The following is a 14,579-nucleotide window of genomic DNA, read 5'->3' as shown; positions in this document are numbered from 1 at the left end:
TCATATTTTACGTAATCCCGTAAATATATACGGTAATCCGTAAGTGAATTTATTAAATAAAGGGTTTTTATGAGTAAAAAAAGTGAAGCAGTTTTAGAAGCGGAGTTGATTACAAAACTTATAGGTTTAGGATACGAAAATGTAAAACTATCAAATGAAGAAGATATGCTTCTAAACTTGAAAAAACAGCTTGAAATTCATAATGATACTACTTTTTCAAATGCAGAATTTAGAAAAATACTAAATCACCTAAGTGCTAGTTCTGTAGTAAAAAGAGCTAAAATTTTAAGAGATAGATACAATCTAAAAAAAGATGATGGTACAGATAAATATATAGACTTCCTAAATATGGATAAATGGTGCCAAAATGAATACCAAGTATCAAATCAAATCACTATGCAAGGAAGAGCAGTCAATAGATATGATGTGACTCTTTTAGTAAATGGTCTGCCATTGGTTCAAATCGAGCTTAAAAGAAGTGGAGTTGCTTTAAAAGATGCCTTTAATCAAGTAGATAGATACCAAAAAGATAGTTTTTGGGCAAGTCGTGGGCTTTTTGGTTTTGTACAATTATTTGTTATTAGCAATAGTGTAAATACTAGGTACTTTACTAATTTTGCAGATAATAGTGAAGACAATACTTTTAAACAGACTTTTTCATGGACGACAGAAAAAAACAAACATATCAATGACCTAGGAGAATTTACTTCTATATTCTTAGAACCTTGTTTCTTATCAAAAATGATATGTAAATACATAGTAGTAAGCGAAGTATCAAATAAACTGATGGTTTTAAGACCATATCAATACTACGCAGTTGAAAATATAGTAAATCAAGTTAATATCTCAGTAGATGGTGGATATATCTGGCATACAACTGGTAGTGGTAAAACTCTAACCTCTTTCAAAACATCACAGATTTTAAAAGACAATCCAAATGTAAAAAAAATACTTTTCGTTGTAGATAGAAAAGACTTAGATTACCAAACAGCATTGGAGTTTAATAACTTCAAAGAAGGAAGTGTCGATAGTACAGATAATACTTCTAAGCTAATAAAACAACTTTGCTCAAATACAGATGACTCTAAACTAATAGTAACTACTATTCAAAAACTAAATAATGCAATAACTACTAATAAGTATTTAAAACAAATAGAACATCTAAAAGATGAAAAAATAGTATTTATTTTTGATGAATGTCATAGAAGTCAGTTTGGAGATACTCACAATAAAATTTCAGAATTTTTCCACAAGAAACAGATGTTTGGATTTACAGGAACACCAATTTTTGAAGATAACTCTTCTAAAAATCACTTAGGTAGAAGAACTACAAAAGACTTATTTGGAGAGAGATTACATACCTATGTGATTAAAGACGCAATCAATGATGAAAATGTATTGAAATTTTCAGTTGAGTATGTGGCTGATCTAAAAAACAAAATAGATATTGAATCAAATAAAATAGATGAAAAAGCTTTGATGGAAGCACCTAGACGATTAGAAAAGATTAGTGACTATATCCTAGGAGTTCATTTAAAGAAAACACATCAGAGAAGATTTACTGCTATTTTATGTACTAGTAGTGTTGATTGTGCTATTGCTTATTATGATTTGTTTAAAAAGAAAAAAGAAGAACAGAAACATAATCTAAATATTGCCACTATTTTTTCCTATGCTCAAAATGAAGAATCAAAAGAATCTTTTGGAATACTAGATGAAGAAAAACTAGAAATAAATGAATCAAAAGTAAACTATAGAAATAAAGAAAAATTAGAATTATATATTAACGATTTCAATGAAACTTTTGGTACTAATCACTCTTTGGGTGATACCCAAAGTTATTATAGATATTACAATGATATAGCAACAAAAGTAAAAAAACGAGAAGTAGATATATTAATAGTTGTAAATATGTTTTTAACTGGGTTTGATAGTAGGTACTTAAATACTATTTATGTGGATAAAAACTTAAGATTTCATGGACTTATTCAAGCTTATTCTAGAACTAACCGTACTTTAGATGAGGTAAAATCTCAAGGAAATGTAGTGTGTTTTAGAAACCTAAAAGACCAAACAGATGAAGCGATTGGTTTATTCAACGATGAAGAAGCAAATGAAGTTATAACAAAAGAAGATGTATTAATGAAGTCATATGCAGAATATACTGAAATATTTGCAAAGGCTGTTGATAGCTTATATGAAATAACTCCTAATGTTCAAGATGTAGATGCATTAGCAGATGAAAATGAAGAATATACTTTTATTAGTGCTTTTAGAGAGATTATGAGGCTTAAGAATTCTATGGCTTCATTTTCTGATTTTTCATGGGATGATTTAGGAATGAGTGAAGAAGAGTTTACTGACTTTAGTACGAAATATACTGATTTGAGAGATAAAATAAAAAGAAATAAAGATAAGACAAAACCCTCTATTTTTGATGAGATAGATTTTGAGTTAGAACTTCTTCATACGGATGAAATAAATGTAGCTTATATTTTAGCCTTATTGGCAAATATGAGAAAAGGCAAAAAAGAAGGGAAAGATTACGAAAAGCAGAAAAAAGCTGTTATTGATATGATTGTTGGAGATTCAAAACTTAGAAGTAAAAGAGTTCTAATCGAGAAGTTTATAGATAAAAACCTTTTTGAACTTGAAGAAGATTCAAATGTCAAAGAGGCTTATGATTCTTTCTTAGAGCAAGAGCAAACACAAGCAATGAATATTTTATGTGAAGAAGAAAACCTAAATAAAGAGCTATTCCAAAAAATGATTAGCAAGTATATATTCAAAAAAGATATGCCAAGAGGTGCTGAAATTCTAGGATTAGTTATGACAAAACTAAAACTAAAAGAGAAAAAAGAAGTAGAAGAGAGAGTGAAACTTAAAATAAATGATTTCATAGAAATCTTTTTTGATGGGATGAAGTAGATATTTCACTATAAAATATATATTTTCACTATATTTATATGAAGAGATAATAAAAATATTAGAAGCAAATTTACATTCTATATAAAGTAGTACAGCTATTACTAAGAAATAAAAGTTTATAATTCATTTATACAGTACAAAAGGTTGATAAATGAATTATATTGAGTTGTTAGACAGTTTAAAGATTATAGAAAAAACTAATTCAGAATTTGAATGCTTAACTACTATATTTACTTTAAAACTATTTGATGATGTATTTTTAGAAAAAGTGATTTCAGAATATATACGTCCGAATATAAATCCTTTTTCTTCAAATCCAACTTTTAATTTTTTAAATTGGATTAATAATGAAGAAGTAAAAAAGTACTTTTTTGATAAATATAAAATTGATGTAGTAAAAATTATAGAAGAGTTTTTTTCTTATATAAGTTTTGATTTTTTATCATTTTTAAAGATTTTAGATATTACTAAAAGTATAGAAACTATACCTTCAATATATAATAGTTTTTATCCTTTTATTTCAGATAATAATTCTATTGTTACAGACCAAATAATTGATCTTAGTGTAAAGCTTAGTGGTAAAAGTAGTAATGAAATTTATGTTCCTTTTAATCATGGTTTAGGAGTAGGAAACTACTCAAATAAAAATGTTTATTGTGAATATGAAGATAAGAAAATTAATATAGTTAAATTATTTATGGAATTACATGAAGAAAAAAATATTCAATTAAATATAACTAATTCTTTATATTTACCAGGTTTTTGGGATAAAAAAAAGCTAAAGCAATTTGATACAGTAATTGCATTTCCTCCTTTTAGCGTTATCTCAGATATACCTCTAAATCTTTATTTTGATAGATTTAAAATTCATTCTGGAAAGCGATTAGATGTAGCACACTTTGAACATATTCTATCTCAAACAAAAAATGAAGCTATAGTATTAATGCCTGTAGGGTTTTCTTTTAGGTCAGGAATTGAAGAAAAGTTTAGAAAATTTTTAATAGATGAAAATTATTTGAAAGCATCAATACAACTGCCTTCGAGTATGAATACTGGAAATTCTGCAGAAATGATATTGTTTATTATTGATAAAAATAAAGAGAACTCAAATGTATTATTCTTTGATTTAAGAAATGAGAAGTTTATTACAAAAGATGGAAGACAAACAATTTTAAAAGATATTAATGAGATTTTAGAACTTTATACTAATGGTAAAGATACCGAAGATATTAGTACTATATCTAATGATGAGATTAAACGAAATAATTACAATCTTAGTATTGATAGATATGTTCTATCTCAAGAGGCAAAAGAAATTAAAGATAAAATATCTTCATATGACTTACTTAAAATTAATGAAATTGCAGATGTAAAAAAATGTCAAACGGTAAAAGAGGAAGAAAACTATGAAAAAGTATATGAAATTTCTCCTTCAGACTTTTCTTTATCAGGATATACAACTAAAGCACTTAAAGAAAAAAATATTAATACTTCTAATAAGCAATTTAAGTCTTACAAATTAGAACCTTTTGATATTTTGCTAAGTGCAAAAGGTATTTTAGGAAAGATTGCAATTGTAGGAGAAAATATTGATAACATTTTAGCTTCTCAGGCTATTCAAAGAATTAGATTAAAGAATAATATGAATCTGAAAGAAGATGCAATTGTTTTATATATGTATTTAAAGTCAAATGATGGGCAAGAATTATTGCATAAGTTATTAAAACAAGGCAGTGCTATGCCACAAATATCTACTAATGACTTAAAAGAATTTATAGTTCCAGTTTTAGATAAAAAACGAAAGTGTAAAATTGTAGAAAATTTTAATTTGGAGATTGAAAAATATAATCAAATAAAAAAGATTGAAGAAGAAATTACTTTAATTAATAATTCTTATTTGGATTAGAAATTTAAAGTGTCTAGACATAAAAAAATCCAAGCTTTAGCTCAAAAGGCTAAAGGCTTACTGGATGTCTTATTTGTATTGTATAAAAATGGAAAGGAAAAGTCAAGTGCAAAAAAATATTAAGCAAAAGTTCATAACGGATAAAAGGCTACAAAACTATAGTGATTTTAAAGAGTATAAACAAAATATTTATATAAGTGAAAAGTACTATATTCTACTTTCTATTTTTGAAATAAGTTTAAGAAACTCTATAGACAATTATTTTAAATATAAAATATCTAAAGATTGGCTAGACAGTGATATCTTGCATAAAGATACAAAACAAAAAATAGATGAAGCTAAAAAGAAAATATTACGACGAAAAGAGCTTTTGACTTATGATAAAATAGTTGCAGAACTGCCTTTGGGCTTTTGGACTACTCTTTTTAGAAAATCATATGCAAATTTGATGAGAATAAAAGATATTAAGTATATTTTCCCAAATATTCCTCCAAGACAACTAAAATTAATAAATCGTAATATTTTAGATAAAAAACTAAATCATATAAGAAAATTTAGAAATAGAATATTTCATTATGAACGAATAATAAAAAAACAAGAATATTTAAATATTCAAAGTGATATTTTTGAATTATTGTCATACTTTGATGAAGAAATTAGTGTTTTTGCGAAGGAATTAATTGATGATAAAAAAATGATGGAGAATAAAGATTAATGAAAACACTAAAAGAAATGGTAATAGATATTTTAACATTTGAAAATAATAGTCTAAATATCAAACAACTAACAACAAAATTAATAGCTAAATATCCTGAAAAATTAGAATCAAAAATGCTTCAAAAAAATGGAGATAAAAAACTAGCTATTTCTCAGATAAAAGCAGAAGTTTCTTCTTTGAGCGTAGATAATGATAGTATATTTTTTAGAGATAAATCTTCCAAGCCAGTTCTTGTAGGATTAGTTGAAGAAGATGAAGAAAGATTAGAGAAAGAATCCATAGAAGAAGACTTTGAAAGTGAAATAGGAATAGTTTATATTCTAAGTACGAATACTTTCACAAAAGATGCAAAAGAGTTAGTAAAAATAGGGATTACAACTTTAAAAATTGAAGATAGAATTAAGTCTCTTTATACAACTGGAGTTCCTTTCAAATTCACTGTTCTAAGAGAATATAAAATATCAAATTATGAGAATTTAGAAAAAGCAATGCACAAATTATTACATAATTTCCGTCCAAATCAGACAAGAGAATTTTTTACAAAAGATTGTTTAGATTTTGCAGATGAAATCTACGAACTTCATAAGAAAATAGAAAAAGAGTAAATCATGGAAAATATATTATTTGCATTATTACCAATCTTTTTACTTATCTCTTTAGGATACTTTTTCAAGAGTATCAAGTTTCCAAATGAAGAGTTTTGGCAGTATGCGGATAAGTTCACATATTATGTACTATTTCCTTCTCTTTTAGTGTACAAGCTCTCAACTGCAAGCTTAGATAATATAGATGGCTTCAATTTTGTATCATCAGCACTTATAGCTGTGTTGATGGCTAGTGTTTTACTAATACTTATAAACAAATTTATGTTCTTTTTTGATGGAGCTAGTTTTACCTCTATTTACCAAGGCTCAGTACGGTTTAATACTTATGTATTTTTAGCCCTAACAGATGCTATTTATGGAGATAGTGGTTTGGTTGTTGCTGCTTTACTTATGACCTTTTTGATTCCATCATTAAATATCTTTTGTATTACAATTTTTTCCATGTATGCAAGTAGTGATAAAATCACTTTTAATTCAGTACTAAAATCAATAATAAAAAATCCTCTAATAATTGCTTGTTTAATAGGTGGAGGTATGAACTATTTTGATATATCTTTGTTCTTACCATTTGAAAAAACTCTTAGTATTTTAAGTTCAGCGGCTCTACCTCTTGGGCTTTTATCTGTTGGGGTTGGTTTACATCTTGCACATATTAAAGAAGTAAAGATTGAGTTATTCACATCCGTATTTATAAAACTTGCACTTTTCCCTGCACTTATTTTGTTTTCAGGTATTTCTATGGGAGTAGGTGGATTACCTCTTATGGTATTAGTTTTATTTGGAGCGATGCCTACGGCTTCTTCTGCTTATATTCTAGCTAGAGAATTAGGGGGAGACTTGAAGCTAATGTCTGCGATTATTACAACTCAGACTTTATTATCTATTATTACAATTTCTGTGATTCTTATGGTATTAGAGGAGTATTTTGTATAGGCAAGAGTGCCTATACGTGGGTGTTTTATAAACCGTAGATTTTACTTATGAAACTATTTGTTTTATCTTCATAAGCTTTGAATAATTCTTGGCTTCTTTGTGGGTTTGCTTTTGTGATTTTCCCATCTCTATAAATTTTTGCTAGTTCTAATTGTGCTTTTTTTACATTGTTTACAGCTGCAAATTCTAATAATTTTACAGTTTTTGAATAATCTTTTTTATTTAAATAATAAAAAGATAGTTTGTAAGCAGCAATAGGATCTGCATTATCCACATCTTCTAATAGCTCAAGACCCATTTTCGCATTAACAGGTACTCCTTTGCCACTAAAATATGCATCAGATAATAAAGCATTAGCATATAAATTACCTCTTTGTTTTGCCAAAGTGTATTGTTTGATAGCTGCTTTATAATTTCCTTTTCCAAAATCTTTGATTCCAAGTCTTAATAGTGCAATAGAGTTTTTATAAGAAATCAAATCATAACAGTCTGCTTCAAACTCTTTATTAGAACTAATACACTGGTCTGCTTGTGCTACTTCATTTGGTAAAACTTTTAGTGCTTCTTCATATTTATTACATCCACTTAATATCAATGATGCAAATAGTGAAGTAAGTAAAAGTTTTGTACTACTTTTAATCATTTCTGTCCCTTGTGTTATTCGCTTTAAATATTATAGATATTTTACCTAATTTTTTATAATTCTTTTAAACTTATAATAAATACGATGATTTTTCTGAATTATTATTAAGAAGATTTATAGTATTATCATTAATAATATAGGAGTTCAAAATATGATTTTTATAGCATTCTTTATGTTTATTGCCTTGAATGTGATTGCGTTAAATATGTATAACAGTTCAAATTTAGAAGAGATTGAAGATTATATAAAAAATGAAAATTGTAAGCAGATTATTTATGCAAAAGGTTCATATAAAGCCTTGTGTGAAAATAGTATATTAGAAATATCTAATAGTTTTACAGTTGATATAGAAAAAAACTCCAAAGAGTATAAATATTCAGATATAAAAAATGTAGATGTTCATAACTTAGATATAGTACTTAATGATACTTACAAACTGGGCTTTGCCCAAGAAGAAGAACTTTATAAGTTTTACAAGAGTCTGAATACGAAAATTAATAAGTAAGGTTTTATTACTAGATGAAAGAATTAATTGATTTTATTAAATCAGATAAATTAGAAACGACAAAATTTTTTAAAAAATTAAAATGTACAAAAGAAGAAGGGAAAATCCTTCAATACTTAACAAAAGAGTATGTAGGTGGTAGAGATACTTTAGTTGTAATAGATGTATTAACAGAGTTTTACGATGTAAAAACTTATCAGCATTTAGACAAACTAGATTTAATCAAATCTTTACTTGAATGTGGATGGTTAGAACAAATAGCCTTTGATCAAATCAAACTAAATGAGATATCAAAATTAGAACTTATTAATTCTAATATTTCATTATCTAGTTCGTATTTAAAATTATTAGATAAAGGAAGTAGTGACTTTATTCTTCCAGAGATTAAAAACTATAGTGACCACTTGGAGTATTTACAAGATCAGTTTTTCAAAATAGATTTAGCACAACAGTTAAATGTAGTGAAGAAAAATTTTGATGTAAACTCACCTAGTTCAAATAGATTGAAATCAAAATTAGTTTTATTAGAGAATAGAATTAAAGAGAGAGTAAAAGTTACTAATAACTCTATTATGTTAGAAGACTTCTTTAGTGAAAATGAACTAAGTGAAAAAGAACAGACTTTATTTTTAGCTTTATTAAAAGAAGAGTATTCAGGTGGTGATGGTTCAATAAGAGATATGAATGCTTTAATTGAATTAATTTCATCAGATGATTATGAAAAGATTAAATATAGATCTTTATTAGAAGAGAGCTCAAACTTAGTATCTAAAACACTAGTTGATTATGATGAGGTTCTTACAGCCTTTGGTGGAATAAATAGAAACTTCTATATTCCAGATGAGGTTTTATACAAAATCTCTCATCCAACAAAGAAAAAAACTAGAAGATCTAAAATCAAACTTGATTCTATTATTAAAGATCAAGATACATTTGAGTTAATCACAACTACTAAAGATTTAGATGATGTAGTTCTAAATGGAAAAACAAGAGAGACTTTAGATGGTCTTTTAAAACAAGTAGACAAAGATGTTATTGGTAGACTTAAGCAGTGGGGATTAAAAGATAAGAAAAAAGGTATTGAAGCTAAAATTATCTTTTATGGAGTAGCTGGTACTGGTAAAACAATTACAGCTTTAGCAATGGCTAAATCTCTTAAAAAAGAAGTACTTAGTTTTGACTGTTCAAAAATTCTTTCTATGTATGTAGGTGAGAGTGAAAAGAATGTAAGAGCTATTTTTGATAAATATTATGAGTTAAGAGAAACAACAAAATCTGAACCAATTTTATTATTAAATGAAGCAGATCAGTTCTTAAGTTCTAGAACATCAGGTGCTGGTAATGGTAGTGACAAAATGCATAACCAAATGCAAAATATTTTCCTAGAACAAATTGAAAGATTTGATGGAATTTTAATAGCAACTACAAACCTTTTAGAAAACCTAGATAAAGCATTTTCTAGAAGATTCAATTATAAAATAGAGTTTATAAAACCAAATAAAGAACAAAGAGTTACTTTATGGTCAAAGCTTTTACCAGAAGCTCTTCCCTTAGCCGAAGACTTTGATATTGAAAAATTAGCAAAACATGAATTAACTGGTGGACAAATCGAGTTAGTAATAAAAAATACAGCTTACAAAATCGCTATTAGTGAAGAACCTATCTTTAAAGTAGAAGACTTTGAAGAACAAATTACAAAAGAGCAAAAAGGTCAATTTGATAGTGAAAACAAAGTAGGTTTCTTTTAGGAGTTTATGATGAAACAAATATTTCTGTTCTTAGCGCTACTTTCAACTCTAAGTGCTTATGAACAAGTAGTATTTGTTTTATCTCCAACTTTTACATCTCAAAAAGCAAAACTTATCACTTATGAAAAAGTAAATGATACTTTTATTCAAAAAACAAAAGCCATAAATGTTAATCTAGGAAAAAATGGATTAGCATGGGGCTCTTCTCAATACAAATCATATAAAAAACAAAATCAAAGAATAAAAAAAGAGGGTGATAAAAAAGCCGTTGCTGGAGTATTTGATTTATCAATGATATATACTTATAAAAATAGTATTAATACAAATATGCCTTATAGTCAATCAACTACTAATCATATTTGTGTAGATGATATTAGCAGTGATAAATACAATCAAATAATTTATACAAAAAACAAAAACAAATATAAAAGTTATGAAAATATGCTTTTATCAAATGATACCTATAAGTATGTGATTAAAGTAGAACATAATACTTTAAATAAAAAATCTTTGGGTTCGTGTATTTTTTTACATGTACAGAATCCAAAGAAGATATATACTTCTGGATGTACCTCAATGCTTGAGCAGAATATAAAAGATATTGTATCTTGGTTGGATAAAAAGAAAAAACCAATACTAATTCAAATACCAAAATCTTCTTGTAAACAAGTACAAAAAGATTTTAGTTTTATTGATTGTAGTATTTCTAATTAGAATTTATTTTTAGATGTTTCTTCTACTAAGTCACTAGCCATTGTAGAAGTTTGAGTTGCTATCTCTTTTGTTTGTAATGCTACTTGTGCATTGTTTTGAGTTGCTTGGTCTAAACTTGCAATGCTAGTATTGATTTGTTCAACCCCTTGCATTTGCTCTTTTGAGCTATTTGAAATTGTATCAATAATATTTGTAGTCTGAATAATATTTTCATTTAGATTCTCGTACCCTTTATACATAAGAGTAGAAATATCATCCCCTTCTTTTGCTTTTATTGTAGCTCTCTCAACTAAGTCTTTAATCTCTTTAGCTGCTTCTGCTGATCTTGAAGCTAGGTTTCTAACTTCCCCTGCAACTACGGCAAAGCCTTTTCCTGATTCACCTGCTGTTGCTGCTTCTACTGCGGCATTAAGTGATAGAATATTTGTTTGGAATGCAATTTGATCAATAACTGTAATAGCTTCATGAATTGATGTTACTTGTTCATTAATCTCTTGCATTGATTTACTAGTTTTTTGAGAAAGGTTTTGACCTTCTTTTACAGATGTTTCTAAACTTTTTGCATTATCTAATAAGTCATTCATTCTTGTAGAGTTATCTCTCATTGTTTCAGTGATTTCTTCAAGTGATGCTGCTGTTTCTTCCAGTGAGCTAGCTTGTTCTGTTGAAGACTGTGATAACATATTTACATTAGAGTTTAATGTTTGTGCATTAGTGAATAATGTCTGTCCATTATTTAGATTTGTTCCTAATAAAGATGAGATTTCATCTCCTAAGATATTAACCCCTTCCATTAACTCTTTGAAATGCTCAGTACAGGAAATATTTGCTTTTTTTGTAAAGTCTTTATGTTGAAATGCGTGTAATACATCTAAAGTTTGAGATGTAAGACTTTGAAGAGAATTTATCATTGTGTTTAAAGCATTTGTTAATTCATTGATTACTTCATTGTTTGTTGTAGTATTTATCTTTTGTGATAAATCACCCTTTGCAACACAGGCTACTACTGAAGATACATTTTCTAATACAAGATTATCTTTTCTAATATTCTCTTTGATTGTATTGATATTGTCATTTAACTCATTTGTTAAGTGACCTATCTCATCTTTTGTACTTACTTCAATTAGTTGAGTATCACTTTGTTCTTTGTTGATAAACTTCAAGAAGTTTAATAAACCATCTTTAAATGTATTTAGTGGTCTAACAATAGATTTCTCAGAAATAATCGGAACTATAATAATAAGTAGTAATAGTATTGCAAGAGTAAAACCAATAAGAGTATAAATTAGTGAGTTTAAAGACTCATTTGATTCTTTCTCTAAAGCATTTATTTTCTTTTCAATATCATCAATATAAATACCAGTTACAACAACCCAGTTTAATTCTGGAATATATTTAGAAAAAGCAATCTTTTTCATAAGCTTATCTGAGTTTGGTTTCTTGTAGTAGTACTCAATAAACTTATTGTCATCTTTTGCTGAATCAATCAATGCTTTTCTAAAAGCATAACCTTTTATATCTGGTTTAGTTATGTTTGTTGTTTTACCATTTAGATGAGGTTTTGTTCCATGGAAGGCAAATTTATATGTAGATCCACCATTTTCATAGGCAAAGAAGTAACCACTTCCATTTAAAAATCTAGCATTAGACAATATTTCTATAGCTTTTTTCTTTGTCACATTAATATCAGACTCTTGTTTTATAATACCATTTACAATAGTAACTGCTGTTAAAATTTCATTTTTTAATAGCTCTTGTTTCTCGTGTATAATGGTTTTCTCGATGTTTTCTAGGGTATTCTTAGAATTATTATTCATCAAGGTGATAGTTGTAATACTGATTATTGCAACAGATAAAATGACAGGTAGAATTGTCAAAGCCAGAAGTTTTAGTTTAATGCTTTTTACCATATAAAAAGTCCTTAGTGTGGTATTTTATTATTTTTAGTAAATAATATTTTACTTAGTTAGGATTAAAGTTACATAATAATTACATAAAATAACCAAAGTTATTTTAGTGTTCCTTTTGGTACCACTTTATTAGTATTCTTAGAAAAACATTAAATTATAAGCTTAATTTTAAAAATTTAGAATACTATTTCTTGAACTAAATATAAGTGGCTATTTATTAGATATTAGATACTATTATAGACCTATAAAAAAGAAAAACTTTTTAATTTAAGAAGGATTAATACAATGACACACATGGAGTTTGCCCATCCTTATTTTGGTGCATTTATTATGTTCGTAGTTACCTTTACTGCATTTGGTGCTACGGTATGGCTATCGCGATTTGTTAGCCGTAAAATCGCAAGACTTGACACTGAAAAACTGAAGACAACATTATATGAATGTGGACCAGAAGTTACAAAACAACCAAACACAATCTCAACGCAATTTTATTTAATAGCATTGCTTTTTATTTTATTTGATGTAGAAATCATTTTCATGTTCCCATGGGCTATTAACTTTAAGCTACTTGGATGGTTTGGATTTATTGAAATGTTACTTTTCATCACATTATTAGCAATTGGATTTTTATATGCTTGGAAAAAAGGAGCCCTTGAATGGCACAGCATAAAGTAAATTATTTACAAGACGGTGGCGCACCAATCAAGTTAACAACTATTGATAAGTTAGTTAACTTCGGTAGATCAAATTCTATTTGGCCTATGACTTATGGTTTGGCCTGTTGTGCCATCGAGATGATGGCTACTGGAGCATCTCGATACGATTTCGATAGATTCGGTACAATTTTTAGAGCCAGTCCTAGACAATCAGACTGTATTATTATTGCAGGAACTCTTACAAAGAAACATGCTGAGTTCATGAGAAGACTATATGACCAAATGCCAGATCCAAAATGGGTAATCTCAATGGGATCATGTGCTAACACTGGTGGAATGTTTAATACTTATGCAACTGTTCAAGGTGCAGATAGAATTGTACCAGTTGATATTTATCTTCCAGGATGTGCTCCTAGACCTGAAACATTACAGTATGCACTTATGACTTTACAAAAAAAGATTAGAAAAGAATCAATTTTTAGAGCCCATAAGAAGAAGAGGTTAGTGTAATGAGACAGTATAAAAACAAAGACAATGCACAAAAACAAGCCTATTTTACTGATAGATTCCATGTAGTACCAAGTCTACCAAGACTTGCTCCTTCAAGTGATGAAATATTTGCCAAAGATCATGAAGAGTTCTGTAAACATATTAATGTAAGTGATGCTTATATTGAACATACACACTTAGTAATGATTATCAACAAAAATGCAGTTGTTGAGGCAATGACTTACTTAAGAGATGAATTAGAATACGATATGTTAATGGAACTTTCTGCTATTGATTATCTAGCAGCTAAAGATGGATACGAAGTATTCTATGAAATGTTATCACTTTCAAAACATAAAAGACTAAGAATCAAATGTTTCTTACCAAAAGATGAAGCTATTAAATCTGTTACATCTGTTTTCAAATCAGCAAACTGGTCTGAAAGAGAAATGTATGATATGTTAGGTGTAAAAGTTGAAGGTCACTTCAATTTAAAAAGAATTCTTATGCCAGATGATTGGTATGATCACCCACTTAGAAAAACTTATCCTCTTCAAGGTGACGAGGCTGCTTCATGGTATGAAGTAGATAAAATCTTTGGAAAAGAAGCTAGAGATATTATTGGACCTGAACAAAGAGATCCAGCTGCAATTGATAGATATGATACTACTAGATTTGCAAGACTTGGACATGAAGTTCCTTACGAAACAGATATTTCTGAATTTGAACCTGAAACTGCTATTTCTTACCAAGAAGATGATATCAGTGGAATTATGAAAAAATTAAAACCTGAAGAATCAGTTGTTTTAAAAAGAAGAAGGTAG

At 27.7% G+C, this 14,579-nt stretch carries 12 protein-coding genes and 1 pseudogene; 11 read left to right on the top strand and 2 right to left on the bottom strand.

Going from position 1 to position 14,579, the window contains the following annotated elements; all coding sequences use genetic code 11:
- Positions 1-69 precede the first annotated feature (69 nt).
- The 5 genes from ALEK_RS16595 (at position 70) to ALEK_RS16575 (ending at position 7,090) form a co-directional block, all read left to right on the top strand.
- Positions 70-2,928 carry a type I restriction endonuclease subunit R gene (locus tag ALEK_RS16595; protein WP_071627987.1) on the top strand — a complete coding sequence of 953 codons (2,859 nt, stop codon included), beginning with the start codon at positions 70-72 and terminating at the stop codon, positions 2,926-2,928.
- A gap of 151 nt (positions 2,929-3,079) precedes the next feature.
- Positions 3,080-4,834: a type I restriction-modification system subunit M/S gene (locus ALEK_RS16590; RefSeq protein WP_071627986.1), complete on the top strand. Its 1,755-nt coding sequence runs from the start codon at positions 3,080-3,082 to the stop codon at positions 4,832-4,834.
- 106 nt (positions 4,835-4,940) lie between these two features.
- Positions 4,941-5,549, top strand: a complete 609-nt coding sequence (locus ALEK_RS16585) for a hypothetical protein (protein ID WP_197950307.1) — start codon at positions 4,941-4,943, stop codon at positions 5,547-5,549.
- Positions 5,549-6,157, top strand: coding sequence for a GIY-YIG nuclease family protein (locus ALEK_RS16580; RefSeq protein WP_083574710.1), 609 nt, complete (start codon positions 5,549-5,551; stop codon positions 6,155-6,157). The genes ALEK_RS16585 and ALEK_RS16580 overlap by 1 nt, the downstream gene beginning before the upstream one ends.
- Positions 6,158-6,160: 3 nt before the next feature.
- Positions 6,161-7,090, top strand: coding sequence for an AEC family transporter (locus tag ALEK_RS16575; protein ID WP_071627985.1), 930 nt, complete (start codon positions 6,161-6,163; stop codon positions 7,088-7,090).
- A gap of 25 nt (positions 7,091-7,115) precedes the next feature.
- Here ALEK_RS16575 and ALEK_RS16570 read toward each other — a convergent pair whose 3' ends face one another.
- Entirely contained in the window at positions 7,116-7,733 is a 618-nt protein-coding gene (locus tag ALEK_RS16570) for a tetratricopeptide repeat protein (protein ID WP_071627984.1), read from the bottom strand.
- Between the two features lie 151 nt (positions 7,734-7,884).
- On the opposite strand from ALEK_RS16570, the gene ALEK_RS16565 reads away from it, so the two are divergent.
- From ALEK_RS16565 to ALEK_RS16555, 3 genes are read left to right on the top strand one after another with little or no spacing between them, the layout of a single operon-like run.
- The gene (locus ALEK_RS16565) at positions 7,885-8,238 is read left to right on the top strand and encodes a hypothetical protein (RefSeq protein ID WP_083574709.1); all 354 of its coding nucleotides are present in this window, start codon (positions 7,885-7,887) and stop codon (positions 8,236-8,238) included.
- Between the two features lie 14 nt (positions 8,239-8,252).
- Positions 8,253-9,986 (top strand): ATP-binding protein, encoded by a 1,734-nt coding sequence (locus tag ALEK_RS16560; protein ID WP_071627982.1) that lies wholly within the window; start codon positions 8,253-8,255, stop codon positions 9,984-9,986.
- 9 nt (positions 9,987-9,995) lie between these two features.
- Positions 9,996-10,700 (top strand): hypothetical protein, encoded by a 705-nt coding sequence (locus tag ALEK_RS16555; protein ID WP_083574708.1) that lies wholly within the window; start codon positions 9,996-9,998, stop codon positions 10,698-10,700.
- On the opposite strand, the pseudogene ALEK_RS16550 reads toward ALEK_RS16555, so the two are convergent.
- Positions 10,697-12,496, bottom strand: a pseudogene (locus tag ALEK_RS16550) (methyl-accepting chemotaxis protein); the annotation flags it as partial. The gene ALEK_RS16555 and the pseudogene ALEK_RS16550 sit on opposite strands and share 4 nt — an antisense overlap.
- A gap of 399 nt (positions 12,497-12,895) precedes the next feature.
- Between ALEK_RS16550 and ALEK_RS16545 the strand changes: the two are divergent.
- From ALEK_RS16545 to ALEK_RS16535, 3 genes are read left to right on the top strand one after another with little or no spacing between them, the layout of a single operon-like run.
- Positions 12,896-13,285, top strand: coding sequence for an NAD(P)H-quinone oxidoreductase subunit 3 (locus ALEK_RS16545; RefSeq protein WP_071627979.1), 390 nt, complete (start codon positions 12,896-12,898; stop codon positions 13,283-13,285).
- A complete protein-coding gene (locus ALEK_RS16540; RefSeq protein ID WP_071627978.1) occupies positions 13,267-13,776 on the top strand; it encodes a NuoB/complex I 20 kDa subunit family protein in 510 nt (169 codons plus the stop codon). Before ALEK_RS16545 ends, ALEK_RS16540 begins: the two co-directional genes overlap by 19 nt.
- Entirely contained in the window at positions 13,776-14,579 is an 804-nt protein-coding gene (locus tag ALEK_RS16535) for an NADH-quinone oxidoreductase subunit C (RefSeq protein WP_071627977.1), read from the top strand. Before ALEK_RS16540 ends, ALEK_RS16535 begins: the two co-directional genes overlap by 1 nt.

The sequence above is a fragment of the Poseidonibacter lekithochrous genome (assembly GCF_013283835.1).
Classification (GTDB): Bacteria; Campylobacterota; Campylobacteria; order Campylobacterales; family Arcobacteraceae; genus Poseidonibacter; species Poseidonibacter lekithochrous.
This window is presented reverse-complemented; position numbering and strand designations above follow the sequence as displayed.